20 protein-coding genes are annotated in these 25,289 nt (G+C 74.1%); 12 read left to right on the plus strand and 8 right to left on the minus strand.

Translation table 11 applies throughout. The annotated features are described in order from the left end of the window. Positions 1-129 precede the first annotated feature (129 nt). From AB0F89_RS26730 to surE, 6 genes are read left to right on the plus strand one after another with little or no spacing between them, the layout of a single operon-like run. The gene (locus AB0F89_RS26730) at positions 130-3,915 is read left to right on the plus strand and encodes a Pls/PosA family non-ribosomal peptide synthetase (protein WP_367128357.1); all 3,786 of its coding nucleotides are present in this window, start codon (positions 130-132) and stop codon (positions 3,913-3,915) included. Beyond that, complete coding sequence (locus AB0F89_RS26735) at positions 3,912-5,183, plus strand: M1 family metallopeptidase (protein WP_367128358.1); 1,272 nt, start codon at positions 3,912-3,914, stop codon at positions 5,181-5,183. The genes AB0F89_RS26730 and AB0F89_RS26735 overlap by 4 nt, the downstream gene beginning before the upstream one ends. Before the next feature lie 44 nt (positions 5,184-5,227). Further along, complete coding sequence (locus AB0F89_RS26740) at positions 5,228-5,851, plus strand: RNA polymerase sigma factor (protein WP_367128359.1); 624 nt, start codon at positions 5,228-5,230, stop codon at positions 5,849-5,851. Then, complete coding sequence (locus AB0F89_RS26745; RefSeq protein WP_367128360.1) at positions 5,844-7,109, plus strand: hypothetical protein; 1,266 nt, start codon at positions 5,844-5,846, stop codon at positions 7,107-7,109. Before AB0F89_RS26740 ends, AB0F89_RS26745 begins: the two co-directional genes overlap by 8 nt. 40 nt (positions 7,110-7,149) lie before the next feature. Beyond that, entirely contained in the window at positions 7,150-8,073 is a 924-nt protein-coding gene (locus tag AB0F89_RS26750; RefSeq protein WP_367128361.1) for a PfkB family carbohydrate kinase, read from the plus strand. After that, positions 8,070-8,816 (plus strand): 5'/3'-nucleotidase SurE, encoded by a 747-nt coding sequence (gene surE, locus AB0F89_RS26755; RefSeq protein ID WP_367128362.1) that lies wholly within the window; start codon positions 8,070-8,072, stop codon positions 8,814-8,816. Before AB0F89_RS26750 ends, surE begins: the two co-directional genes overlap by 4 nt. 39 nt (positions 8,817-8,855) lie before the next feature. Here surE and AB0F89_RS26760 read toward each other — a convergent pair whose 3' ends face one another. The 4 genes from AB0F89_RS26760 to AB0F89_RS26775 form a co-directional block, all read right to left on the minus strand. Continuing rightward, positions 8,856-8,993 carry a hypothetical protein gene (locus tag AB0F89_RS26760; RefSeq protein ID WP_367128363.1) on the minus strand — a complete coding sequence of 46 codons (138 nt, stop codon included), beginning with the start codon at positions 8,991-8,993 and terminating at the stop codon, positions 8,856-8,858. Positions 8,994-9,103: 110 nt separating this feature from the next. Next, on the minus strand, positions 9,104-11,341 hold the full coding sequence (locus tag AB0F89_RS26765; protein ID WP_367128364.1) for a cellulose binding domain-containing protein: 2,238 nt from the start codon (positions 11,339-11,341) through the stop codon (positions 9,104-9,106). A gap of 201 nt (positions 11,342-11,542) precedes the next feature. Next, positions 11,543-12,580, minus strand: a complete 1,038-nt coding sequence (locus AB0F89_RS26770) for a LacI family DNA-binding transcriptional regulator (protein ID WP_367128365.1) — start codon at positions 12,578-12,580, stop codon at positions 11,543-11,545. 165 nt (positions 12,581-12,745) lie between these two features. Then, positions 12,746-13,258 carry a hypothetical protein gene (locus AB0F89_RS26775; RefSeq protein ID WP_367128366.1) on the minus strand — a complete coding sequence of 171 codons (513 nt, stop codon included), beginning with the start codon at positions 13,256-13,258 and terminating at the stop codon, positions 12,746-12,748. 421 nt (positions 13,259-13,679) lie between these two features. Here AB0F89_RS26775 and AB0F89_RS26780 point away from each other — a divergent pair, with 421 nt between their 5' ends. Then, positions 13,680-14,138, plus strand: a complete 459-nt coding sequence (locus AB0F89_RS26780) for a ricin-type beta-trefoil lectin domain protein (RefSeq protein ID WP_367128367.1) — start codon at positions 13,680-13,682, stop codon at positions 14,136-14,138. A 211-nt stretch (positions 14,139-14,349) separates the two neighbouring features. Further along, the gene (locus tag AB0F89_RS26785) at positions 14,350-14,871 is read left to right on the plus strand and encodes a hypothetical protein (protein WP_367128368.1); all 522 of its coding nucleotides are present in this window, start codon (positions 14,350-14,352) and stop codon (positions 14,869-14,871) included. 43 nt (positions 14,872-14,914) lie between these two features. Here the strand turns inward: AB0F89_RS26785 and AB0F89_RS26790 are convergent, their stop codons facing one another. The 4 genes from AB0F89_RS26790 to AB0F89_RS26805 form a co-directional block, all read right to left on the minus strand. After that, the gene (locus AB0F89_RS26790) at positions 14,915-16,948 is read right to left on the minus strand and encodes a bifunctional aldolase/short-chain dehydrogenase (RefSeq protein WP_367128369.1); all 2,034 of its coding nucleotides are present in this window, start codon (positions 16,946-16,948) and stop codon (positions 14,915-14,917) included. Continuing rightward, on the minus strand, positions 16,936-18,120 hold the full coding sequence (gene rhaI, locus AB0F89_RS26795) for an L-rhamnose isomerase (RefSeq protein WP_367128370.1): 1,185 nt from the start codon (positions 18,118-18,120) through the stop codon (positions 16,936-16,938). Before rhaI ends, AB0F89_RS26790 begins: the two co-directional genes overlap by 13 nt. Positions 18,121-18,137: 17 nt before the next feature. Further along, positions 18,138-18,458: an L-rhamnose mutarotase gene (locus tag AB0F89_RS26800; RefSeq protein WP_367128371.1), complete on the minus strand. Its 321-nt coding sequence runs from the start codon at positions 18,456-18,458 to the stop codon at positions 18,138-18,140. Positions 18,459-18,528: 70 nt separating this feature from the next. Then, a complete protein-coding gene (locus AB0F89_RS26805) occupies positions 18,529-20,385 on the minus strand; it encodes a DUF6807 family protein (protein ID WP_367128372.1) in 1,857 nt (618 codons plus the stop codon). 246 nt (positions 20,386-20,631) lie between these two features. On the opposite strand from AB0F89_RS26805, the gene AB0F89_RS26810 reads away from it, so the two are divergent. The 4 genes from AB0F89_RS26810 to AB0F89_RS26825 are packed head-to-tail and all read left to right on the plus strand — an operon-like array spanning position 20,632 to position 25,240. Then, entirely contained in the window at positions 20,632-22,887 is a 2,256-nt protein-coding gene (locus AB0F89_RS26810; RefSeq protein ID WP_367128373.1) for a rhamnogalacturonan lyase, read from the plus strand. A gap of 9 nt (positions 22,888-22,896) precedes the next feature. Next, on the plus strand, positions 22,897-23,598 hold the full coding sequence (locus AB0F89_RS26815; RefSeq protein ID WP_367128374.1) for a nitrilase-related carbon-nitrogen hydrolase: 702 nt from the start codon (positions 22,897-22,899) through the stop codon (positions 23,596-23,598). Further along, positions 23,595-24,458: a DUF4231 domain-containing protein gene (locus AB0F89_RS26820; RefSeq protein WP_367128375.1), complete on the plus strand. Its 864-nt coding sequence runs from the start codon at positions 23,595-23,597 to the stop codon at positions 24,456-24,458. The genes AB0F89_RS26815 and AB0F89_RS26820 overlap by 4 nt, the downstream gene beginning before the upstream one ends. Further along, positions 24,458-25,240, plus strand: a complete 783-nt coding sequence (locus AB0F89_RS26825; RefSeq protein ID WP_367128376.1) for an SDR family NAD(P)-dependent oxidoreductase — start codon at positions 24,458-24,460, stop codon at positions 25,238-25,240. The genes AB0F89_RS26820 and AB0F89_RS26825 overlap by 1 nt, the downstream gene beginning before the upstream one ends. Positions 25,241-25,289: the final 49 nt, after the last annotated feature.

Here is a 25,289-nt window from a genome sequence, read left to right on the forward strand (position 1 = left end):
TACCGCTTGTGACACCACCCACTCGTGGTCACGCCGACGGGACGGACGCGTGAATCCCCGGTAAAGTCGCACGTCGGCGGCTTTCTTGGAGGACTTCACAGTGCGTCTTCACTGCACCGGTGCCCGCCGGTGACCCTGGCACCCCACGGCTTCCCCACCCTGGTCGAGGCTCCCGCGCTGTTCCGCGCCGGCGCGGCCGCGCCCGAGCGCACCCTGGTCGACGTGCTGGCCGACACCGCGCGCCGGCACCCCCACTCCCCCGCGCTGGACGACGGCACGACCTCGCTGACCTACCGGGAACTGCTGGAGCTGGTCGCCGAGCGGAGCCGGGAGCTCGCGGCGGCCGGCGTCGGCGTCGGCGACCGGGTCGGCATCCGGGTCCCCTCCGGCACGGTCGAGCTGTACGTGGCGGTGCTGGCGGTCCTCACCGTCGGCGCGGCGTACGTGCCCGTCGACGCCGACGACCCGGACGAGCGCGCGGAACTGGTGTTCGGCGAAGCCGGGGTGTGCGCGGTCGTCACCGACCGGCTGGAGGTGCGCGGCACGCCGATGGGGCTGGTCGGCTCGCCCGGCCCGGACGACGACGCCTGGATCATCTTCACGTCCGGCTCGACCGGCAAGCCCAAGGGCGTCGCGGTCTCGCACCGGTCCGCCGCCGCGTTCGTGGACGCCGAGGCCGGGCTGTTCCTGCCCGAGGACCCGATCGGCCCGGACGACCGCGTGCTGGCCGGCCTGTCGGTCGCCTTCGACGCCTCCTGCGAGGAGATGTGGCTCGCCTGGCGCCACGGCGCGTGCCTGGTGCCCGCGCCGCGCGCGCTGGTCCGCACGGGCTTCGACCTCGGCCCGTGGCTGGTCGAGCGCGAGGTCACGGTGGTGTCCACGGTCCCGACGCTGGCCGCGCTGTGGCCGGTCGACGCGCTGGACGACGTCCGGCTGCTGATCTTCGGCGGCGAGGCGTGCCCGCCGGAGCTGGCCGAGCGGCTCGCCGTCGACGGCCGCGAGGTGTGGAACACCTACGGGCCGACCGAGGCCACCGTCGTGGCGTGCGCCGCGCGGCTGACCGGCGAGGGCCCGGTGCGGATCGGCCTGCCGCTGGACGGCTGGGAGCTGGCCGTGGTCGACGCCGGCGGCGCGCCGGTGCCGATGGGCGGCTCGGGCGAGCTGGTGATCGGCGGTGTCGGCCTGGCCCGCTACCTGGACCCGGCCAAGGACGCCGAGAAGTTCGCGCCGCTGCCCGCCCTGGGCTGGGACCGCGCCTACCGCAGCGGTGACCTGGTCCGCGCCGAGCCCGAGGGCCTGCTGTTCCTCGGCCGGGCGGACGAGCAGGTCAAGCTGGGCGGGCGCCGGATCGAGCTGGGCGAGGTGGACGCGGCGCTGCAGGCGTTGCCGACGGTCGCGGGCGCGGCCGCCGCGGTGCGCGCCACCAAGGGCGGCAACCAGGTGCTGGTCGGCTACGTGGTGGCGGGCGAGGACTTCGACCGGGCCGAGGCGTCGGCCCGGCTGCGGACCGCGCTGCCCGCCGCCCTCGTGCCGCTGCTGGCCGTGGTCGACACGCTGCCCACCCGGACCTCCGGCAAGGTGGACCGGGCCGCGCTGCCGTGGCCGCTGCCGTCGCTGGACGACGACCTGCCGACCGGGCGGCTCACCGACACCGAGGCGTGGCTGGCCGGGCAGTGGTCGGAGCTGCTGGGAACCCGGGTCGGCAGCCCGGACGCCGACTTCTTCGCGCACGGCGGCGGCAGCCTCGCCGCCGCCCAGCTGGTCTCCTCGATCCGGACCCGCTACCCCAGCGGTTCGGTCAACGACGTCTACCAGCACCCGACGCTGGGGGCGCTGGCCGCGCGGCTGGACGAGCTGGGCGGCCACCACGGCGAGACCCGCGGCGTCGCGCCGACGCCGCGGCGGACCGGCCTGGTCCAGGCGCTGCTGCTGATCCCGCTGACGAGCCTGGTCGGCCTGCGCTGGTCGGTCGCGCTGGCCGCGGTCGGCAACGTCCTGGGCTTCACCACACCGGTGTCCTGGTGGTGGGTCGCCGCCGGGTGGCTGGCGCTCGTCAGCCCGCCCGGCAAGGTGCTCATCGCGGCGGGCGGCGCGCGGCTGCTGCTGCGCGGGCTGCGCCCCGGCACGTACCCGCGCGGCGGCGGCGTGCACCTGCGGCTGTGGACCGCCGAGCGGCTGGCCGAGTTCAGCGGCGCGACGAACCTGGCCGGTTCCTGGCTCACCCACTACGCCCGCGCGCTCGGCGCGAAGGTCGGCCCGGACGTCGACCTGCACTCGGCGCCGCCCGTGACCGGCCTGCTCAAGCTCGGCCGCGGCTGCGCGGTCGAGCCCGAGGTGGACCTGTCGGGACACTGGGTGGACGGCGACCGGCTGCACGTCGGCCGGGTCCGGGTCGGCGCGGGCGCGGTGGTCGGCGCGCGCAGCACCCTGTTCCCCGGCGCGCGGGTCGGCAAGCGGGCGGAGGTCGCGCCCGGTTCGGGGGTGGTCGGCTCGGTGCCGACCGGGCAGCGCTGGGCCGGTGTGCCCGCGCAGCGGCACGGCAAGGCGGCCCGGCCGGGTCCGCGCCCGCCGCGGTCGCTGTGGTGGAAGTCGGTCTACGCGGTGACGACGTCGGCGCTCGGCCTGCTGCCGGTGGCGGCGGCCGCGCCCGCGGTGCTGCTGGTCGTCCGCGAGCCGCTGACGCTCGGGTCGGCGCTGCTCGCGGTGCCGTTGGCGACGGTGGTGTGGCTGGGCGCGTACGCGCTGCTGGTCCTGGTGTCCGTGCGGCTGCTCGGCATGGGGCTGCGGGCGGGCACGTACCCGGTGCACAGCCGGGTCGCCTGGCAGGCGTGGACCACGGAGCGGTTGATGAACACCGCCCGGGTGGCGTTGTTCCCGCTGTACGCGAGCCTGTTCACGCCGGTGTGGCTGCGGGCGCTCGGGATGCGGGTCGGCCGCCGGGTGGAGGCGTCGACCGTGCTCGCGCTGCCGAAGATGACCACGATCGGCGACGGCGCGTTCCTCGCCGACGACACCATGGTCGCCTCCTACGAGCTGGGCGGCGGCTGGTTGCGGATCGCCGCCGCGCGGGTCGGCAAGCGCGCGTTCCTGGGCAACTCGGGCATGACCGCGCCGGGCCGCTCGGTGCCGAACCGGGGTCTGGTCGGCGTGCTGTCCGCGACGCCGAAGCGCGCCAAGGCGGGCAGCTCGTACCTGGGCATGCCGCCGATGAAGCTGCCGCGGGCGGCCGAGCAGGGCGACCAGAGCCGCACGTTCGACCCGCCGCGCCGGCTGGTGGTGGCGCGGGCGCTGGTCGAGCTGTGCCGGGTCGTGCCGGTGATGTGCCACGTGGCGCTGGTCGTCGGCGTGCTGTTCGCGCTGCGCGCGGCCGGCCCGCTGTGGGCCGGGCCGGTGCTGCTGGCGGCGGGCGTGCTGGCGTGCGCGGTGTCGGTGGCGGCGAAGTGGCTGCTGGTGGGCCGGTTCCGGGCGCGCGAGCACCCGCTGTGGAGCGGGTTCGTGTGGCGCAACGAGCTGGCGGACACGTTCGTCGAGGTGCTGGCGGTGCCGTGGCTGGTCGGCTCGGCGGGCGGGTCGCCGGTGATGGCGGTCTGGCTGCGGGCGCTCGGCGCGCGGATCGGCCGCGGCACGTGGGTCGAGTCGTACTGGTTCCCGGAGTCCGACCTGGTCCGGCTGGGTGACGGCGCGACGGTCAACCGGGGGTGCGTGGTGCAGACCCACCTGTTCCACGACCGCATCCTGCGGATGGACCGGGTGGCGCTGGCCGAGGGCGCCACGCTCGGTCCGCACGGGATCGTGCTGCCGGGCGCGACGGTCGGCCCGCACGCGACGGTGGGCCCGGCGTCGCTGGTGATGCGCGGCGAGCACGTGCCGGAGGGCACCCGCTGGCTGGGCAACCCGATCTCCGCCTGGCGATGACCGGCCCCTACCTGCCCGACCACGGTGACGACGGCTACCGGGTCGCGCACTACGACCTGGAGCTGGACTACAAGCCGCACACCGGGCGGCTGGCCGGGCGGGCGGTGCTGTCCGCCGTCGCGGCCGGCCCGACCAGCCGGGTGGTGCTGGACTTCGGCACGCTGACGGTGAACCGGGTGCTGGTGGACGGCGCGCCCGCCCGGCACGTGCACGGCGGCGGCAAGCTGCGGATCCGCCCGGCCCGCCCGGTGGCCGGGCCGTTCACCGTCGAGGTCCGCTACTCGGGCATCGCCCGCCCGGTCCGCTCCCGGCACTGGGGCGAGCTGGGCTGGGACCAGCTCACCGACGGCGCCCTGGTGGCGAGCCAGCCGATCGGCGCGCCGTCGTGGTTCCCGTGCAACGACCTGGTCCGGGACAAGGCGACCTACCGGATCTCGGTCACCGCGCCGTCGCCGTACGCGGTGCTGGCGAACGGGCTGCCGATCGCGAGGCGGACCGGTGGCAGCAGCACGACGTGGGTCTACGAGCAGGCCGAGCCCATGGCGGCCTACCTGGCGTCGGTGCAGATCGGCCACTACGAGCGGCTGGCGCTCGCCGCCGGGCAGGACGTGGCCGCGCCCGCCCGGCTGCTGCGGGCCGCCCGGCAAGACTTCGGCCGCCAGCCGCGGATGATGAGCCTGTTCGAAGAGCTGTTCGGGCCCTACCCGTTCCGGAACTACCAGGTCGTGGTGACCGATGACGAGCTGGAGGTGCCGGTCGAGGCGCAGGGCATGTCGGTGTTCGGCGCGAACCACGTGGATGGGCGCCGCGGGCACGAGCGGCTGGTCGCGCACGAGTTGGCGCACCAGTGGTTCGGCAACAGCGTCGGCCTGGCCGACTGGCGCGACATCTGGCTGAACGAGGGCTTCGCCTGCTACGCCGAGTGGCTGTGGTCGGAGCGCTCGGGCGGGCCGACCGCGGCCGTGCTCGCCGGGCGGGCGCACGTCCGGCTGGCGCGCTTACCGCAGGACCTGCGGATCGGCGACCCCGGCGTGGCGGACCTGTTCGACGACCGGGTCTACCAGAGGGGTGCGCTGACCGTGCACGGCCTGCGCACCCGCCTGGGCGACGAGGCGTTCTTCGGCCTCCTGCGCGAGTGGACCGACCTCCACCGGCACGGCGTCGCGACCACGGGTGACTTGGCGGCGCTGGCCCAGCGCCGCTCCCCCGAGCCGCTGACCGCGTACTTCCGCGCCTGGCTCGCCGAGCCGCGGCTGCCGGCGATGTGACCCGCGGCACGCAGCACTCCGGGGGCCGCGGCCTCATACAGGGCATGACGAAAGCTTCGACGGACGTGACCGGGGCGCCGGGCGCGCTCGGTGTCGGTCCGCCTCCCGAGTCGGACGCCGAGCTGTGGCGGACCATCGCGGGCGACGGGCCGGCGGCGCACGCCGCCTTCACCGAGCTGTTCCAGCGGCACGCCGAGGCGGTGTGGAACTACGCCCACCGGCTGACCGCGTCGTGGGCGCAGGCCGACGACCTGCTGTCGACGGCGTTCCTCACCGCCTGGCGCACCCGTGGCCGGGCGGTGCTGACCAGGGACTCCGCCCGGCCGTGGCTGTTCACCGTCACCGCGCGCCTGGCCCGGGACGAGCGGCGGGCCGGCGCCCGGCTGACCGCGTTGCTCCAGCGGCTGTCCCGCACGACCGCCGAGCGCGACCACGCCGACGCCGTGGTGGAGGGCGACTTCGCCGAGCGCCGGCTGCGCCGGGTGGTCGCGGCCGTCGACCGGCTGCCCCGCGCCGAGCGCGAGGTCGTCCGGTTGTGCCTGCTGGGCGAGGTGCCCACCGCCGACGCGGCCCGGCTGCTCGGCATCGTCGAGGCCAGCGTCCGCGCCCGCCTGTCCCGCGCCCGTGCCCGGCTCCGCGTGCTGATCGAGGAGGACTCCGATGACTGACCTGGACCTGCCGCCGAGCAGCCCCCTGCCCGACGGTGTGCGCGACGCCGCGCTCACCCGCCTGCGGGCGGGCCTGGACGCGCCACCCCCGCGCCGCCTCCCGCTGAAGGTCGCCGCCGTCGCGGTCGTCGTGGCCGCTTCGGCGACCCTGGCGGTGCGGTTCGCGGACCCGGGCGAGCCGACCGCCGCGACCTCGTCGAGCCCGAGCCCCATCCCCGAGCTGGGTCACTACGACGCCGCCGCCCACTACGACCTGCGCACGGGCTCGGCCCCGGACGGCGCGGCGGAGCGCTGCCACGCCCGGACCACCGGCCTGCCCCCGGTCCAGCAGTGGACCGCGATCGTCACGGCGACCTGGTCGCGCGTGGACCTGACGGCGTTCGGGACCCCCGCGGGCATCGTGTTCTGCGAGACGACACCCGGCTCGGTCACCGTGTCGTCGCCGCAGGCGGACCCCGGCGCGCTCGCCGTGTCGTTCACGACGGCCAACGGCTCGATGGCGGGCTTCAACGGCCCCGACCCCCGCTCCTACACCCTCGCCGCCCGTGACGAGGAGGGCGAGCGCGACGTGGTGGCGCGGTCGGGTCGGCTGTTCCTGCTGCCCAACGGCTTCGTCGCCGACCGGGTCATCGCCCAGCCGGAGGTCGCCTCCTCGGACGAGCTCGTGCAGCGGTTCGAGCTGACCGCACCGCCGCCCTCCCGCGCGGTGGTCGACCGGCCGGCCGCGCCCGAGGACCGCACCAGCCCGGAGGGGCGCAGGTTGGCCGCCTGCCTCGCCGACCAGCCGAGGCCGATCGCGGACCCCGACGCCTGGCGCACCGGGCAGGCGGTCGCCCTGACCGCCACCGAGTCCCTGCAACTGGGCCACTACCGCGACCTGCTGCTGGTGTGCCGGCAGGACCGGTCGGTCGAGGTGCACGACCTGCGGGGAGCCGGGGTGCTCTCCGCGCCGGGCGCCCTGACGCGCGGCGCGACCCTGCGCGGCGCGTGGGTGTTCTACGACCTCACCCCGACCACCGAGGGCGGCGAGGCGCACTTCAGCTCGAACGAGCAGGCCCTGGTCGCCGAGATCACCGACGAGCGCGTCGCGAGCGTGACGCTGGCCGGCCCCGGCAGGCCGGACGTCACCGTCGAACCCGTGATGGGCTCAGTGGTCCTGCCCGGCCACGAACTGCCCGCCGAGGGGCCCGGCCAGGTGCGGGTGATCGTCCGGGACGCGTCCGGGGCCGTGCTGGAGGAGCTGCACCGGGAGTCCTGACCACGCTTCAACTCGGAGGGAATGGGGTAAATGCCCGTTTATGACCGGTCGTGTAGCGGTATTCGCCCCTTCCCCCGAGTTGACCGTGACGGTAGAAGAACTGGACGGCTCGCCCGACATCCACATCCACGCCGGAGGGCAGGGGGTGTGGGTGTCGCGCATGATCGAGTCCCTGGGCGCGGAGGTGGTGCTGTGCTCCGCGCTGGGGGGTGAGACCGGCCAGGTGCTGCGACACCTGATCGGGGTCGAGCTGAAGGCGCGGGAGGTCGCCGCCCGCAACGGCGGGTACGTGCACGACCGGCGCGACGGCGGGCGCGACCAGGTGGTGCGGATGCCCGCCGACGCGCTGTCCCGCCACGAGCTGGACGACCTCTACGAGATGACCCTGGTGGAGGCGCTGGGCGCGGGTGTCGCGGTGCTCAGCGGACCGGCCGCCCAGGACACGCCGGTGCCCGACTCCGTCTACGAGCGCCTGGCCAAGGACCTCGGCGCCAACGGCTGCCGCGCGGTCGTGGACCTCTCCGGCGACCGGCTCGCCGCGGCCCTCGCGGGCGGGCCCGAAGTGGTGAAGGTCAGCCACGAGGAGCTGGTGTCCGACGGGCTCGCCGACTCCGACTCGCTGCCGGACCTGGCCGCGGGCTGCCGGAAGGTGGCCGAGTCCGGGGCGCGGGCGGTGGTGGTGTCCCGGGCCGCCGAGGAGACACTGGCCTGGATCGAGGGCAAGCTGTACCTGGTGGAGACACCCGAGCTGGCGCCGGTCGACACCCGCGGCGGCGGCGACTCGATGACCGCGGGCCTGGCCGCCGGCCTCGCCCTGGGCCACTCGCTGGAGGACTCGCTCAAGCTGGGCGCGGCTGCGGGCACGGTCAACGTCACCCGGCACGGGCTGGGCACCGGCAGCGGCGACGTGGTGCGCGAACTGGTCGACCGGGTGCGGCTGCGCCCGTGGGAGGACGACGCATGAGGGTGCTCATCACCAACGACGACGGGATCGACTCGCCGGGGCTCGTCGCGCTGGCGCGCGGCGCGGTGGCGCACGGGTGGACGACCGTGGTCGCCGCGCCCGCCCGCGAGTCCAGCGGCACCAGCGCGGGCCTGACCGCCGCCAAGGACGACCGCCGCGTGCAGGTGGAGCGGCGTGACCTGCCCGGTCTGCCGGACGTGCCCGGCTACGCCGTCTCCGCCCACCCCGCCTTCATCGCCCTGGTCGCGTCCCAGGGCGCGTTCGGCGATCCCCCGGACATCGTGCTGTCCGGCGTCAACCGGGGCGCCAACGTCGGGCGCGCGGTCCTGCACTCCGGCACCGTCGGCGCGGCGCTGACCGCCGCTGTCAACGGCGCGCGCGCCATGGCCGTGTCGCTGGACGTGGGGTTGGAGGTCGACGTCGAGCACCACTGGGACACCGCCGTCGGGGTGGCCTCGACGCTGTTCGACCGGGTGGCCGCCCTGCCCGCCGGGGCGGTGCTGAACCTCAACGTGCCCAACCTGGCCCGGGTGGGCGACCCGGAACGGGCCGCGCTCGCCGAGTTCGGCGCCGTGCGGACCAGGATCAAGGACGCCGACGACGGCACGATCAGCCTCGCGGCCGTCCAGGTCGACGAAGAGCTGGAGCCGGGCACCGACGCGGCACTGCTGGCCGCGGGCACGCCGACCGTCACCCCGCTGCGGTCGGTGACCGAGGACCCGGACGTGGAGCTTCGGCCCTAGCCGTGTTCCGGGTGCGGCGCAGCCGGGTGTCGAGGGTGGCTAGTCGTCCTCCGCGCGCTCGGCCGCGGACTCGGCCTGCTCGCCGTCGGACCGGCCCGGCGCCTCCTCCACGCCGTTGACCAGGTCCGGACCGCCCCACTGACGGCCTTCGGACTGGCCGAGTCTGTGCTTGCCCATGGTGTGACCTCCCTCGATCCACGGACAGGTACCCACCGTTTGCCGACTTCACACCCCCGAAAAGCCGGTGGCCTACCCCGAGTGGGGTAGGCCACAGCTGCGGAGAGTGATCAGTTGGCGTAGTGGACGTCCGGCCAGGGCGGGGTGACCATGCCGTTGCCGATGTGGAAGCTCGGGTGCGGCGGCTGGTTGTAGGCGGTGTTCTGCCAGGCGATGGCGACCCGGTACATGGTGTCGTGCATCAGCGTGGGGATCCGCCGGTCGGTCTGGTGCGGGGTGGAGTAGATGCGCAGGGCGCGGTTGTCGGTGGTGCGCCAGACGACCTCCTCGCGCCAGTCGCCGAACAGGTCGGCGCTCAACGCCGGGGTGGCCTTGGTGCCGTTGTTCGACGCCACCCCGGAACCGGTCAGCAGGCGGGTGTCGCCGCTCGTGCCGTACTTGTCGACGCGGGTCTGGTCCAGCAGTTCGCGGGAGGTGTCGCCGTCCCACCAGAGCAGGAAGTTCGCCGAGGACGGCTTGCGGCCCACGTTGGCGCCGCTGGGGCTGCGCAGGCTGCCGTCCGCGCTGGACCAGGACTCCGCGCCGGGGCTGCCGGCGTGGATGTCGCCGGAGACGCCTCGGCCGTTGTCGGTGCCCGACGCGGTGGTCCAGCGCCGGGAGCCGGTGCGGGCGTCGGCGAACCAAGAGCCCGGCTTGGAGGAGTCCTCGGAGACCTTGAAGTACTCCAGGCCCGGGCGGGAGGGGTCCAGGTCGCCCAGGTGGGCGGCGTCGCCGTGCCCGAGGCCGGTGGTCCACAGGCCGCGGCCGTTGTCGTCGATCACGGCCGCGCCGTAGACGATCTCGTCCCGGCCGTCCTGGTCGACGTCGCCGACGGTCAGCGAGTGGTTGCCCTGCCCGGCGTAGCCGGAGTTGCTGTTGGAGTCGAAGGTCCAGCGCTTGGTCAGCGCGCCGTTGCGGAAGTCCCAGGCGGCGATGACGGCGCGGGTGTAGTAGCCCCGCGCCATGATCAGGCTGGGGCGGGCGCCGTCGAGGTAGGCGGTGCCGGCCAGGAACCGGTCCACCCGGTTGCCGTAGTTGTCGCCCCACGACGACACCGTGCCGCGCGGCGGGTCGTAGTTCACCGTCGACATCGCCGCGCCGGTCTGACCGTTGAACATGGTCAGGAACTCCGGACCCGTGAGGATGTAGCCGCCGGAGTTGCGGTGGTCGGCGCTCGCGTTGCCGATCACCGTGCCGCGGCCGTCCCTGGTGCCGTCCGCGGTCTTCATCGCGACCTCGGCCTTGCCGTCACCGTCGTAGTCGTAGACCTGGAACTGGGTGTAGTGCGCGCCGGCGCGGATGTTGCGGCCCAGGTCGATGCGCCACAACCGGGTGCCGTCCAGGCGGTAGGCGTCGATGAACACGTTGCCGGTCACACCGGACTGGGAGTTGTCCTTGGCGTTGTCCGGGTCCCACTTGAGCACGAACTCGTAGTCGCCGTCGCCGTCCAGGTCGCCCGCGCTGGCGTCGTTGGCCACGTAACCGCTGCCCGGCGACTGGATCGGCACGTCCCGGTAGCCCGAGCCGAACGCCAGTGACGCGGGCGACGCCGCCTGCTCGGTCCCGTCGACCACGGCGCGGACGGTGTAGGAGGCGTCCGCCGCCGCGCCGTTGTCCAGGTAGTTGGTCGAGGAGGTGATCGGGCTGCCGTTGAGCTTCGTGCCGCCCCGGTAGACGTTGAACGCCACGTTCTGCGGGTCACCGCCCAGCAACCGCCAGCTGACCAGGTTGCCGCTGCCCGACCGCACGCTCACCACACCGCGGTCCAGCCGCTCGACCTGCTTGCGGCCGGTCGGGTCGCCCGGCCCACCCGGGTTCGAGTCGGTGGTCGTCGTGGTCGTAGTCGTGGTGGTGGTGGTGGTCGACGTGGTGGTGGTCGTCGTGGGGTCGACGCCGCCCGTGCACGTGGTGCCGTTGAGCGTGAACGACGTCGGCACTCCGACCGAGTCGCCGGACATGGTGCCGTTGAAGCCGAACGACGCCGTGCCGCCGGTCGGGATCGACCGGTTCCAGTCCACGTTGGACGCCGTCACGTTCGCGCCCGAGCCGCCGAACTCGGCGTTCCACCCCTGCCCGAGGCGTTCCGAGCCGGGGAACGACCACGCCAGCGTCCACCCGTCGACCGGGTCGCCCAGGTTCCTGATCGTCACGTTGGCGGAGAACCCGCCCTGCCACTTGTTCTGCACCGCGTAGTCGACGCCGCAGCCCGGGGCCGCGGACGCCACGCCGGCGACCAGCAGGCCCCCGGTCAGTGCGCTGATCGCCGCGCCGGCGGCCATCGCGCGCACTCTGAACGAGTTGGTGAGCACCGTTGCTCCTTCGTCGCAGATTCTGGGAGCGCTCCCAGATGTGATCCGGGTAACGCCCTCGCCCGGCACATGACAGCACCGCAACCCAGCGCCTGTCAAGGATGAAACGATTCACTCCTAGCAGGACCCTTTAGTGCTCACAGGCCGACCACCTGGGCGGAAATCGTCAGAACGACGCTGAAAAGGTTCAAAGAACGGCGGTCACCTGGCGCGGCGGCGCGCCCGCTGCACCCGCCGGCTCGACTCCCGCACGACCAGCTCCGGCGCGAACAGCACGTGCTTGTGCTCGTGCTCGGCGGGCGTCATCGTCTCCGCGATCACCAGCTCGGCGGCCGTGCGGCCGATCAGCTGGCGCGGCTGCCGCACCGAGGTGAGCGGCACGGCCGCGGCGGCGGCGAAGTCGATGTCGTCGTAGCCGACGATGGCGATCTCCTCCGGCACCCGCACCCCCGCTCGCACCAGCACCTGGAGCGCGCCCAGCGCCAGCAGGTCGTTGGCGCAGAACACCGCGTCCGGCCGGGCGGAGCGGGCCAGCAGCTGCTCGGCGGCCCGCTGCCCCGACACCACGTTCATGGTGGGGACCTTCAACTCCTCCAGCACGCCCGCGTCCCGGCCCGCCTTGCGCACCGCGTCCACCGCGCCCTCGTGCCGCTGGCGCGCCTGGTGCACGCGCGAGGGCCCGTTGACCATGACGATCCGCTCGTAGCCCTCGGCGAGCAGGTGGGTGACCGCCAGCTCGCCGCCCGCCCGGTCGTCCACGGCCACCGCGCACAGCCCGGGGTCGGTGGTGGGGTGGTCGAGCAGCACCACGGACATGCCCCGGTCGCGCAGCCGGCGCACCGCGGCCAGGTCGGCGTCCACGGGTGTGATCAGCACGCCGTGCACCCGCTGCTCGGCCAGCAGCTCCACGTGCCTGCTCTCGCGCTGCGGCGAGCCGTCGCTGTTGCACAGGATCACCGCGTGCCCGGCCTCGCTCGCGGTGTCCTCGACGCCGCGGGCGACGTCGGTGAAGAACGGGTTGCCCACGTCCAGCACGACCAGCCCGATGGCGCGGGGCGTGCCCGAGCGCAACTGGCGGGCGGCGTCGTTGCGGACGAACCCCAGCTCCACGATCGCGCCCAGCACGCGGTCCCGGGTCGCCGGCGCGACGACCTCGGGGCGGTTGAGCACGTTCGAGACCGTGCCGACCGACACCTTCGCGCGCGTCGCCACGTCGCGGATGCTCACCGGTGTCCCCACCGCGCCTCCTCGGCGGACTCGAGGTGTCAAGAAGACGAGCCTAGTCGCCGGTACCGCTCCCGGACCGGCACGACCCGCTGCTCATCCTAGTCCGCCGAGGCCTGCGTTAAATCGTTTCACCCCCGCCCCCCACCACGGGCAACCGATCACCACCGGCCCGTCCCGTCAGAGGAAGGTCGTCTGCCCCAACGGCACGGCCAGGCCGGACAGGCCGTTGAGGAGGCAGTCGAGGTTGGGGTTGGCCGCGCCGACCGTCTGGGAGGTGGTCCCGGTCAGCGGGCCGCTGGTCTGCCGGGTGGTGAGCTGCACGGCGCCGTCGAGCACGTTGGTGCGGACGGTGAAGTCGAACGTCGTCCGCTCGTCGCCCGGCGACCACTCGATGGTCGCCGACCCGGTGATGGTGAGCAGCAGGTTGCACGGGACGCCGCCGAGGCTGGTCGCGGTGCCGGTGGCGTCGGTGACGGCGCCGCCCGCCGGCTCCGGGTGCGCGCCACTGGGCGACAGGCAGTTCGCCAGGTTGGCCACGCCCACCACCGCCGCGCTGGTCCGCACGGCGGTCAGCGCCGGGCTGAAGCTGAGCTGCACGTTGACGTTGCAGGTCAGGTCCACGACCGCGGCTCCGGCCGGTGGCGCGGTCGCGGCGGCCGAACCCAGCGCGACGACGGATGCGGCCGCCACCGCCCACATCCTCCTCCAACGTCCCGACACGTGCTCTCCTCCCGCTGAACCGGCAAGCCCCCTGCAGACAACCGGACTTGGCGGGGTGGTCGACAGCGGGCAACAGAGGGAATTTCGCTTGCCGAGCGTGACTTCCATGATCATGGAAAGAGCCGCGACCACACCTGGAGGCAGTTCCGGCTTGATCGGGTCGGTGACACCACGGCCACACGATGGGGTGACGTGAAAACCACTTGTTCGGCCGCAGGTGGTGGACGCCGTGTGTGTTTCCGCGAGTTCGGCTAGTGCAAGGGGATTTTCCCGTTGCGCGCACGTGTCACGACCATTGGCCGCGAGGGGCGCTCGGGTTCTACTGGGCGTACCGGAAATTCGACGTCCGGGCCGGTGGAATTCCACCGGACGCGTGCGAGAGGTGGAGTCCATGGCAGTGCGCGAGGTTCTGGTCGCCCTGGTGGTCGCGTGTTCGGCGGTGGCGTGGGCGCCGCCGGCCGGGGCCCGGGCGACCACGGCGGTGATCGAGAGCGCGAACGGCTCGGAGGACGTGTGGCTCCAGACCCTCTGGGACACCAAGCCGGTCATCGCCGCCGACTACACCGGCGGCAACCGGCAGTTGTGGGAGCTCGGCGCCGGTGACAACCTGATCGTGAACGTCGGGACCGGCCTGTGCGCCGCTGCCATCGGCGGCCTGCTGAAGGGGCGCGAGTGCGATCCCGACGACCCGGGGCAGTTGTGGTGGCGCGAGGGCAGCGGGAGCTCACGGGTGATCGTGAACGACGAGTTCGGCACCTGCGTCACCTACGACGGGCACGAACTCAGCCCGCGCCTGGAGGAGTGCGACTTCAGCCGGAGCGACCAGCGCTGGCACATCAACGAGCAGTGAGGCGAGCGGGGTCCGGCCACCGGAGATCAACGATTTCCCGATTGACGTGCGCACCGGTCGGCCGGGACGTCCACCGGGAATTTCCCGGGAGTCGATTTCGGCTCGCGAGGAATAGTGGCGGAGGTGGTCGGACGAGCGCTGGGCAACCCGGCGACCGTTCGCGCGTCCTGTCTTCAACGGGTGGGGATGCCCGTTGGAGAAGGGGGAGATCATGAGGAGAACCGCGTTGGTGGTCGCCGCCGCGCTGGTGGCGATGTCGGCGGTCCCGGTGGGCGCCGCGGCCGATTCCTGCGCTCCGGTGGACTGGGGGTCGCAGCTGAAGACCGCGTACGACGGCTCCGGGGGCGCGGTGGGCGACATCCGCTCCGGGCAGCACGAGTGCTTCGACCGGTTGGTGATCGACACCAACCTGCCCGAGAGCGGTTACTACGTGCGCTACACCGACGAGGTGACGTACGTCGGCTCCGGCGAGCCGGTCCCGCTGCGCGGCGGGGCGAAGTTGTTCGTGATGGCCTACGTGCCGTCCTACGACGAGAACTTCGACCCGACCTACCTGCCGGCGGACCTGACCGAGGTCGTGGACGTGACCGGGTACCGGACGTTCCGGCAGGTCGCCTGGGCCGGGTCCTGGGAGGGCACCACGGACCTCGGGCTGGGTGTCCGCGCGCGGTTGCCGTTCCGGGTCTTCACCCTGCCGAACCACATCGTCGTGGACGTCGCCCACCAGTGGTGAGGCGTGGCGGGGTCGCCTGGGCGGGCGACCCCGCCCCCGCCGGTCAGCGCAGGAACGCGGCGGCCACGCCGGCGTCCACCGGGACGTGCGCGCCGGTCGTGTGCGACAGCTCGCCCGCCGTCAGGGCGAACACCGCGTTGGCCACGTGCTCGGGCAGCACCTCCCGCTTGAGCAGCGTCCGCTGCGCGTAGAACGCGCCCAGCTCCTCCTCCGGCACCCCGTACACGGCGGCCCGCTGCGCGCCCCAGCCGCCGGCGAAGATGCCCGACCCGCGCACCACGCCGTCCGGGTTGACGCCGTTGACCCTGATGCCGTGCTCGCCCAGCTCGGCGGCCAGCAGCCGGACCTGGTGCGCCTGGTCGGCCTTGGCCGCGCCGTAGGCGACGTTGTTCGGCCCGGCGAAGACGGCGTTCTTCGAGGCGATGTAGACGATGTCGCCGCCCATCCCCTGCTCGACCATCGCCCGCGCCGCCGCCTTCGCGACCAGGAACGACCCGCGCGCCATCACGCCGTGCTGGAGGTCCCAGTCCCGGGCGGTGGTCTCCAGCAGCGGCTTGGAGATCGACAGGCCGGCGTTGTTGACCACCAGGTCCACCCCGCCGAAGGCCAGGCACGCCTCGTCGACCGCCGCCGCCACCGCGTCCTCGTCGGTCACGTCCGCGACCACGGCCACCGCGGCGTCCGGCCCCAGCTCGTCCGCCACGGCCCGCGCCGCGTCGGCGTTGACGTCGGCCACCACCACGCACGCGCCCTCGGCGGCCAGCCGCAGCGCGACGGCCCGGCCGATGCCCGAACCCGCGCCCGTCACCAGCGCGACCCGCGTGGCCAGCGGCTTGGGCGCCGGCATCCGCTGGAGCTTGGCCTCCTCCAGCGCCCAGTACTCGATGCGGAACTTCTCCGCCTCGTCTATCGGCGCGTACCTCGACACCGACTCCGCGCCGCGCATCACGTTGATCGCGTTGACGTAGAACTCGCCCGCCACCCGCGCGGTCTGCTTGTCCTTGCCGTAGGAGAACATGCCGACGCCGGGCACCAGCACGATCGCCGGGTCCGCGCCGCGCATCGGCGGCGAGTCCGGTGCGGCGTGCCGCTCGTAGTAGCGGCGGTAGTCCTCCCGGTACGCCTCGTGCAGCTCGCGCAACCGGGCCGCCACCTCGGCCGGCGGCGCGGTCGGCGGCAGGTCGAGCACCATCGGCCGCACCTTGGTGCGCAGGAAGTGGTCCGGGCAGGAGGTGCCCAGCGCGGCCAGCCTCGGGTGCTCCGCGTGCGCCAGGAAGTCCAGGACCACGTCGGCGTCGGTGAAGTGGCCGACCTGCGGCCGGTCGGTCGAGGCGAGGCCGCGCAGCAGCGGCGCCAGCGCGGCGGCGCGCGCCCGGCGTTCGGCGGCGGGCAGCGGGTCGTGCAGCTTCGCGCCGAACGGGTCGGGCCTGCCGCGCGCGGCCAGGAATTCGGCAGCCCGCCGGATGATCTCCTGCGAGCGCTCCTGGCACTGCGCGGAGGTCGCGCCCCACGCCGTGATGCCGTGGCCGCCGAGGACGACGCCGATCGCCCGCGGGTGCGCGCGGGCGATGGCGGCGATGTCGAGGCCGAGCTGGAAGCCGGGGCGCCGCCACGGCACCCACAGCACCCGGTCGCCGAAGACCTCTTCGGTCAACGCCTCGCCGTCGGCCGACGCGGCCAGCGCGATGCCCGCGTCCGGGTGCAGGTGGTCGACGTGCGCGGCCTCGACCAGCGCGTGCATGGCGGTGTCGATCGACGGCGCCGCACCGCCCCTGCCGTGCAGGCAGTAGTCGAACGCGGCCACCATCTCGTCCTCGCGGTCCACGCCGGGGTAGACGTCGGCCAGCGCGCGCAGCCGGTCCAGCCGCAGCACGGCCAGGCCGCGCTCGGTCAGCGCGCCCAGGTCGCCGCCCGAGCCCTTCACCCACAGCAGCTCGACGGGCGCGCCGGTGACCGGGTCGGTCTCCACGCCCTTGGCCGAGGTGTTGCCGCCCGCGTAGTTCGTGGTCGCCGGGTCCGCGCCCAGCTCGTGGGAGCGCGCCAGCAGTGCCCGCACCTGCTCGTTCACGCGCCCCACCCGGCCTGCTCGCCGCCGACCCGCTCGGCCGCGATCCGCTCGCCGTGACCCGACCGGGCGTAGGCCGCCATCGGGTCCGGGTCCAGCCCCACCCCCTCGCGCACCGACGCCACCAGCGGCCGGACGTCGGTGTTGTAGGCGTCCATCAGCACGGCGTTCGCGCCGAGCACGTCACCGGCCAGCTGCGCGGCGGTCAACGCGTCCCGGTCGACCAGCAGCGCCTTGGCGGTGGCCTCCTGCACGTTCATCACCGACCTGATCTGGCCGGGGATCTTCGGCTCGATGTTGTGGCACTGGTCGAGCATGAACGCCACCCCGGACCCGGCCGCCAGCGCACCGCCCCGCACCACCTCGACCATGATCCGGAACAGCTGGAACGGGTCCGCCGCGCCGACCATCAGGTCGTCGTCGGCGTAGAAGCGCGAGTTGAAGTCGAACCCGCCGAGCTTGCCCGCGCGCAGCAGCACCGCGACGATGAACTCGATGTTGGTGCCCGGCGCGTGGTGGCCGGTGTCGACCACGACCCGCGCCCGCTCGCCCAGCTCCAGGCAGTGCGCGTACGCGGTGCCCCAGTCCGGCACGTCGGTGGTGTAGAACGCGGGCTCGAACAGCTTGTACTCCAGCAGGATCCGCTGGTGGGGCCCGAGCCGGTGGTAGGTCTCGCGCAGCGCCTCGGCGAGCCGGTCCTGGCGGGTCCGGATGTCGTCCTGGCCGGGGTAGTTGGTGCCGTCGGCGAACCACAGCTTCAGGTCGCGCGACCCGGTGGCGTCCATGACGTCGACGCACTGCAGCAGGTGGTCCAGCGCCTTGCGGCGCACCGCCGGGTCGGGCGAGCACACGCTGCCGAGGACGTAGGCGTCGTCCTGGAAGACGTTGGCGTTGATGGTGCCGATCGACACGCCCTGGTCGGCGGCGAACTTGGCCAGCTCGGCGTAGTCGGGCACCGCGTCCCACGGGATGTGCAGCGCGACGGAGGGCGCGACGCCGGTGAACCGGTGCACGGTCGCGGCGTCCGAGACCTTCTCGTGGGGCGTGCGGGGCACCCCGCGCTGCGCGAAGACCTTGAACCGGGTGCCGGAGTTGCCGAACGCCCAGGACGGCAGCTCGATCCGCTGCCCGGCCAGGGCGTCCCGCACGGCGACCGTGCCGGGTGATCCTGCGTTGGCGTCCACTTCGGACTCCTCACTGCTCAGTCGAGGTGGAAGACCTCGGTCAGCGGCCTCATGGCCTCGTCGGGCTGCCTGCCGTCCAGCGCGGTGAAGAACTCGGCCATCTCGGCCTGCCACCGGTCGTTCACCTCGCGGTCGCGCATGCCCCGCTGGGCGGCGTCCCAGTCCGGGGTCTCCAGGTAGCCGACGAGCAGCCCGTCGTCGGCCAGGAAGAGGCTGTAGTTGCCCCAACCGGTCTCCCGCAGCCCCTCCCGCATCTCCGGCCACACCTCGCGGTGCCGCTCCCGGTACTCCTCCAGCCGCTCCGGGCGCACCCGGAGCAGGAAGCAGACACGTCGCACGCCAACCTCCGGAATGAAACGTTTCACAGCGACGCTATTGTTGCGCCGCAACGGCTGTCAATGGTCCGGACTACTTGTCCTCCCACTGCGGGACCACCGACGCGCGCACGCCGTCGTAGAACGCCACCCGCACGGTGACCTCCCGCTCCTGCCCCGGCTTGAGCACGACGGGCTCGTCCCAGGCGAGGGCGGAGCCGATGCCCTGGTACTGGCCGACCCGCACGAACCACGGGTCGGTCGGCCCGGACAGCACCGCCGTCCACGGCCGGACCGGGTCGCCGACCACCACCGCCAGCCACGGCGCCGCCCGCCCGTTGACCTCCTCCTCGCCGACGCCGTCCGGGCTGTGCACCCGCACGTGCAGCGGGTCGAGGTCGGGCAGCCGCCAGAACCAGCCGCCGTAGCCCGCGCCCGCCCGGCCCTTGCTGCCGGGGCTGTGCAGCACCACCTCGTCCTCGGCGGTCAGCACGCTGGTCCAGGTCAGCTCCCAGCCGTCGGCCAGCGCCCGGCGCCGGACGTGCCGCCGCTCGCGCAGCAGCACGCCGCCCGCCGAGTCGCACCAGGCCAGCTCGCCGGGACCGGTCTCCTCGACCCGGCCCAGTTCCCCCGGGACGTAGCCCCGGCCGGGCTCGTAGTTGCGCCCGCCCCAGAGGTTGACCCCGTTGACGTCCGGCAGGGCCAGGCCGATGCCCCGGTGCCAGGGGTGGTCGTCCGGGTGCTCGCCGGTGACCACGACCCCACCGAGCGTGCGCACCGGGTGCAGCGCCGGTCGCGGCACGACCAGCGGCAGCCGCACGTCGTCCCAGCCGTGCCTGGCCACCGCCGCCAGCGGCGACCACGGCACCTCCAGCTCGGCGAACGTGCGCAGCTGCTCGGCGGCCCTGGCCACCACGTGGTCCACGCCGTCGACGTCGACCCGCTTGCCGTTGCGGCGCAGCCACGCCGGGTCGATCGGGGTCGGGTCGGGCGCGTTGCGCACCTCCTCCAGCACCCTGGTGAACGCCCCGGCCCGGTCGAGCGGCGAGTTCAGCGGCACGGAGGGGTCGGCGAGGTGGTCCAGCAGGTTGCGCAGCGGCGAGTCGTGCCGGTAGCGCTCCTCGATGCCGTCGATGACCAGCCGGTGCTCGGTGTAGTGCAGCTCGGCGCGGCCGCGGCTGCCGTGCACGACCAGCACCGGCTCCCGGGCGACCTCGGCGCACAGCGTCACCGCGACCACGACGACCGTGCCGTTGCGGGTGCGCAACCGCAGGCAGGACGTGTCGTCGGCCTCGATGTCGCGGGAGCGCAGCAGCTCCAGCTCGATGTCGTCGACGTCGTCCACGCCGGTGCTGCCGTCCAGCGCCAGCGCGATCGCGAGGCCGTGCGCGAACGGGTTGGTCAGCGCGCCGTCGACCACCGGCACGCCGTCGAGCGTGCGGCGGCCCGCCCAGGGCGCGCGGGAGTAGTAGCTGTCGTCGCGCGACCACGTGCCGCGCACGCCGATGCCCCGGACCTCGCCCAGCGCGCCCGACCGCACCAGAGCGGCCAGCCGGTGCACCGCGTGCGAGCCCAGGCCCTGGAAGCCGACCTGGACCACCCCTCCCCCGGGACGACCGGCCCGGTCGACCAGGTCCCGCCAGTCGGCCAGCGTCGGCGTCGGCGGTTTCTCCAGCAGCAGGTGCGCGCCCGCGTCCAGGACCTGGTGCGCCAACGGCACGTGGGTGTGCATCGGCGTGGAGACGATGCCGATGTCCGCGTCCCGCACCAGCGACGGCAGGTCGGCGGACACGGGCCGGTCACCGATGAGCCGCCGCGCCTCGGCGTCGAGCGGGGCGACCTCGCAGACGCCGGTGAGCCGCGCCCGGCCGGCAGCCTCCAGGGCGGCGATCTCCCGCAGGTACAGGCGCCCGTACCCGGACGCGCCGGCCAGCACCACCCGGGGCGTCACCGGCGCCCCACCGGCGGGCCGGGCGCCAACGGGCGCGTCCCAGCGCTCATCCCTTGCCGCATCTCATCCCCTCGGCGCCGAGTTGAATCGGTTCAATCAACCTAGGTGAGCCCCGGCACGGCGTCAAGGCTCGTGTCCGCCCACCACGACCACGGCGAAGTCAACCCTTGCGGATCGGTTTGAAACGGTTCATCGTGTGGCACCGTCACGCACCTCGCGCACCGTCGCGCCCCTTGGAGGCAGTCGATGACCCGCGTCCGGCCCCTGTTCGCCGTCCTGGCGGCACTAGCGCTCGCCCTGTCCACATCACCGGCCGGCGGCGCCTCGCCCGCCGGCCCGCGCCTGGAGCGCCTCGACCGCGGCCTGGCCGCGGCGCGCACCGACGGCGGGGTGTTCCTGAGCTGGCGGCTGCTGCGCCACGAGGTCACCGGGCACACCGCCACCGGCCTGGCCGGTCCGGCGTTCGCGGTCTACCGCGACGGCCGCCGGATCGCCACGGTCACCGACAGCACCAACTACCTCGACCCGCAGGGCGGCTCGCAATACCGGGTGGCGCCGGTCGTCCGCGGCAGGCAGGGCGCGTTGAGCGACCCCGTGTCGCCGTGGTCGGGAGGGTCCTACGACCTGCCGCTGCGCAAGCCCGCGGACGGCGTGACCCCGGCCGGCGAGGCGTACACGTACTCGGCCAACGACGTCAGCGTCGGCGACGTGGACGGCGACGGCGGCTACGAGTACGTGGTCAAGTGGGACCCGTCCAACAGCAAGGACGTCTCGCAGGTCGGCTACACCGGGCCGACCTACATCGACACCTACCGGTTCGACGGCACCCTGCTGCACCGCGTGGACCTGGGCGTGAACATCCGCTCCGGCGCGCACTACACGCAGTTCCTGGTCTACGACTTCGACGGCGACGGCCGGTCGGAGATGATGCTGAAGACCGCGCCCGGCACCAAGGTGACGTCCTACGACCGGCGCGGGCAGGCCGTGTCGGAGCGGTACATCACGATGCCGCGCGAGGACGTGCGGGCGGGTTACTCGAACCGCGACGACTACCGGCTCAGCGCCGCGGGCTACTACGAGCGCCTGGTGGCGGTGTTCCGCGGCTGGCACGCGCACCCCGAGGTGGTCGCCGGGCGCTGGCCCGCGACGCTGGAGCAGGCGTTCGGCATCGAGCCGCGCCACACCTACCCGTTGTCCGACGCCGACGCCCGCGCGCTGGCCGACCACTTCGTCGACGTGTACGCGCCGAGCCGCAGCTCCCGCAACAACCTCCGGGCGTTCGCCGGGTTCGTGCTCGACGGCCCGGAGTACCTGACCGTGTTCGACGGCAGGTCCGGCCGCGAGCTGGAGACCGTGCGGTACGAGCCGGGCAGGCACGACGACGGGCTCATGTGGGGCGACTACGCGCTGGGCCGCATCGAGCCGGGCAACCGGGTTGACCGGTTCCTGGCCGGGGTCGCGTACCTGGACGGGAAGCGGCCGTCGGCGGTGTTCGCCCGCGGCTACTACACGCGCGCCACCCTGGCGGCGTACCGGTGGAACGGGCGCGAGCTGGTCAAGGACTGGTTCGTGGACAGCGGCTGGGTGCCGATGACCAACCCGTTCAACTTCCCCGTGCACGGCAAGGACGGCACGTCGCCGGAGTGGGGCTCGCTGGCCACGCAGGGCGCGCACTCGCTGAGCGCGGCGGACGTGGACGGCGACGGCAAGCAGGAGGTCGTGTACGGGGCCTCGACCATCGACCACGACGGTTCCCTGCTGTACAGCTCGAAGGGCGTCATGCCGGAGGGCAGCGCGAACCCGGGCGCGGTGGAACGGCTCGGGCACGGCGACGCGCTGCACGTCACCGACATCGACCCGGCCCGGCCGGGGCTGGAGATCCACATGGTGCACGAGGGCGGGCGGTCCGCGCCCTACGGCTACACGTTGCGCGACGCCGCCACGGGCGAGGTCGTCTACGGCGCGTACACCGGCGTGGACACCGGGCGCGGGATGGTCGGCGACGTGCTGCCGGACGAGCCGGGCCTGGAGACGTGGGCGTCGGTGCCGGGCGGTTCGGGCGCGGTCGGCCTGTGGTCGGCCGACGGGCGCCCGCTGTCCGCGTCGATCCCGGGCACCAACGCGAGCATCCGGTGGGCGGCGGACCTGACCACGCAGATCGTGGACGGCGCGCAGGACGTGACACCGACGATCAAGGACTGGCGGCGCGGGACGCTGCTCACCGCGGGGGGAACCCGGACCAACAACGGCACGAAGGGCAACCCTTCGCTGGTGGCCGACGTGCTGGGCGACTGGCGCGAGGAGCTGGTGGTGCGCACGGCGGACAGCTCGGCGTTGCGCGTGCACCTGAGCACCGAGGTCACCGGGCACAAGCTCTACACGCTGATGCACGACCCGCAGTACCGGGTGGACGTGGCGCGGCAGCAGACGACCTACAACCAGCCCGCCTACACCGGCTTCCACCTCGCTTCGGACGTCGATTGGGCGGAGGTGCCGCGTTAGGGTTCGCGGGTGATCACGATCGCTGTGGCCCAGCCGCGCTGCACCTCCTACGACGTGGCCGCCAACGCGGCGGCGCACGCGGCGGCGGTGCGCGCGGCGGGCGCGCGGGTGGTGGCGTTCCCCGAGCTGTCGTTGACCGGGTACCACCTGGACGCGCCGACGCCGCCGCGGGACCTGCTGGAACCGCTGGTGGCGGCGTGCGGCGAGACCGGGACCGTGGCGTTCGCGGGCGCGCCGGTCGAGGGCCGGCACATCGGCGTGCTGGAGGTGTCCGGCGCGGGTGTGCGGGTGGCGTACCGGAAGGTGTGGCTGGGCGACGCCGAGGCGGTGCGCTTCCGGCCCGGTCCGGGGCCCGCCGTGGTCGAGGTGGACGGGGTGCGGCTGGGGTTGGCCGTGTGCCGGGACATCGCCGTGCCGCGGCACGCGGCGGACGCGGTGGCGGCGGGCGTCGACGTCTACGTGGCCGGGACCGTGAAGCACGTGTGGGAGGCGGACCACCAGCACGAGCTCGTCCGGCGGATCGCGGTCGACCACGGCGTCTGGGTGGCGCTGGCGAGCTTCGCCGGGCGGACGGGCGAGGGGTACGAGTCGACGGCGGGCCGGTCGGCGGTGCTGGACCCGTCCGGCGCGGTGGTCGCCGTCGCCGACGGCGCGGCCGGTTCCCTGGCGCGGGCGGAGGTCCCGGCGACCGCCGCGGGTGGCGGGGCATGACCGACGCCGACCTGCCCGGCGCCTTCCACGACGCCGAGGACGCGTCGGCGCGCGGTCAGCGGTTGACGCTGGCGTGGAGCCGGATCCGGTTGATCAGCGCCGTGGTGGCGGCCATCGGCGGCGCCGTGACGTGGAAGGTCGCCGGTGACGCCGCCGTGGGTGGCGCGCTGGCGATGGTGGGCTTCTCGGTGGCGCTGGTGGTGGAGGTGCTGCTGTGGACGCAGCAGCCGGAGCGCGACTGGTACGCCGGGCGCGCGGTCGCCGAGTCGGTCAAGTCGCTGTCCTGGCGGTACGCGGTGGCCGGCGCGCCGTTCCCGGCCGACGTGGCGCGGGCGGAGGCGTCGTTCCGGCAGCGGGTGGCCGAGGTCCTGGCGCAGGGTGAGCAGCGGCTGCCGCTGGAGGGCGACCCGTCCGCCACGCCCGCGATGACGGCGTTGCGGGCGGCGTCGTTCGAGCGGCGGAAGGCCGGGTACCTGGAGGACCGGCTCCGGCGGCAGCAGGACTGGTACGCGGACCGGGCCAGGCGCAGCCGGGTGTGGGCGCTGCGGTGGCGCAGCGCGTTGATCGTCGGCGAGGTGCTGGCGATCGGGCTGGCCGGGGTGCGGGCGTTCGGCGGGTGGGACGCGGACCTGTCGGGCGTGCTCGCGGCGGTCGTGGCGAGCGGCGCGGCGTGGCTCGGCACGCGGCGGCACTCCGCGCTGGCCACCGGTTACTCGCTGGCGGCGCGCGAGTTGGTGCTGGTGCGGGTAGGACTGGTGGACGCGGACGAGGTGGAGTGGGCCGACGCGGTGGCGGAGGCCGAGGAGTCGATCAGCCGCGAGCACCGGATGTGGCTCGCGTCCCGACCGGTGGAGAGCTGATGGTGGACGTCGCGGTGGTGACCGGCGCGGCGCGCGGGTTCGGGCTGGAGATCGCCCGCCGGCTGCGCGGGCGCGGGTACGAGGTGGTGCTGACCGATGTCGACGCCGGGGTGGCGGAGGCCGCCCGGCTGGTCGGCGGGCACGGGGTGGTGGCCGACGTGCGCGACCCGGCGGCGCACCGGGCGGTGGCGGAGCGGGCGGCGGCGCTCGGGCGGCTGTCGGTGTGGGTCAACAACGCCGGGGTGGTGCTCACCGGTCAGCCGTGGGAGCACGGTGACGACGTGGTGCGGCGGACGGTCGAGGTGAACCTGCTGGGGGTGGTGTTCGGCTGCCGGGTGGCGGTCGAGGCGATGCGGGTGGGAGGCGGGCGCATCCTGAACATCGCGTCGATGTCGGCGTTCGGCCCGGTGCCGGGGCTCGCGGTGTACGCGGCGACCAAGGCGGGGGTGGTGAACTTCGGGCTGAGCCTGGAGGGCGACCTGCGGCGGGCCGGTGTGCCGGTGCGGGTGCTCACCTGCTGCCCGGACGCGGCGGACACCGGGCTGGTGCGCTCGGTCCGCGACGACCCGGCGTCGGCGATCCTGTTCTCCGGCGGTCGGCTGCTGTCGGCGGCGGAGGTGGCCGATCGGGCGGTGGCGATGCTGGACGGCCGCCGGTTGGTCCGCGCGGTGCCGGGCCACCGGGCGGGGATGGCGCGGGTCGGCGCGGTGGCGCCCGCGGTGGGGTTGCGGGTGCTGGACCTGATGCGCCGGTGGGGTGATCGGCGGCGAGTGGGCCGGTGATCAGCGGGCCGGCCAGGAGGTCGGCTCGGCCGTGTTGGCGACGTGGGCG

Source organism: Saccharothrix sp. HUAS TT1 (assembly GCF_040744945.1).
GTDB lineage: Bacteria > Actinomycetota > Actinomycetes > Mycobacteriales > Pseudonocardiaceae > Actinosynnema.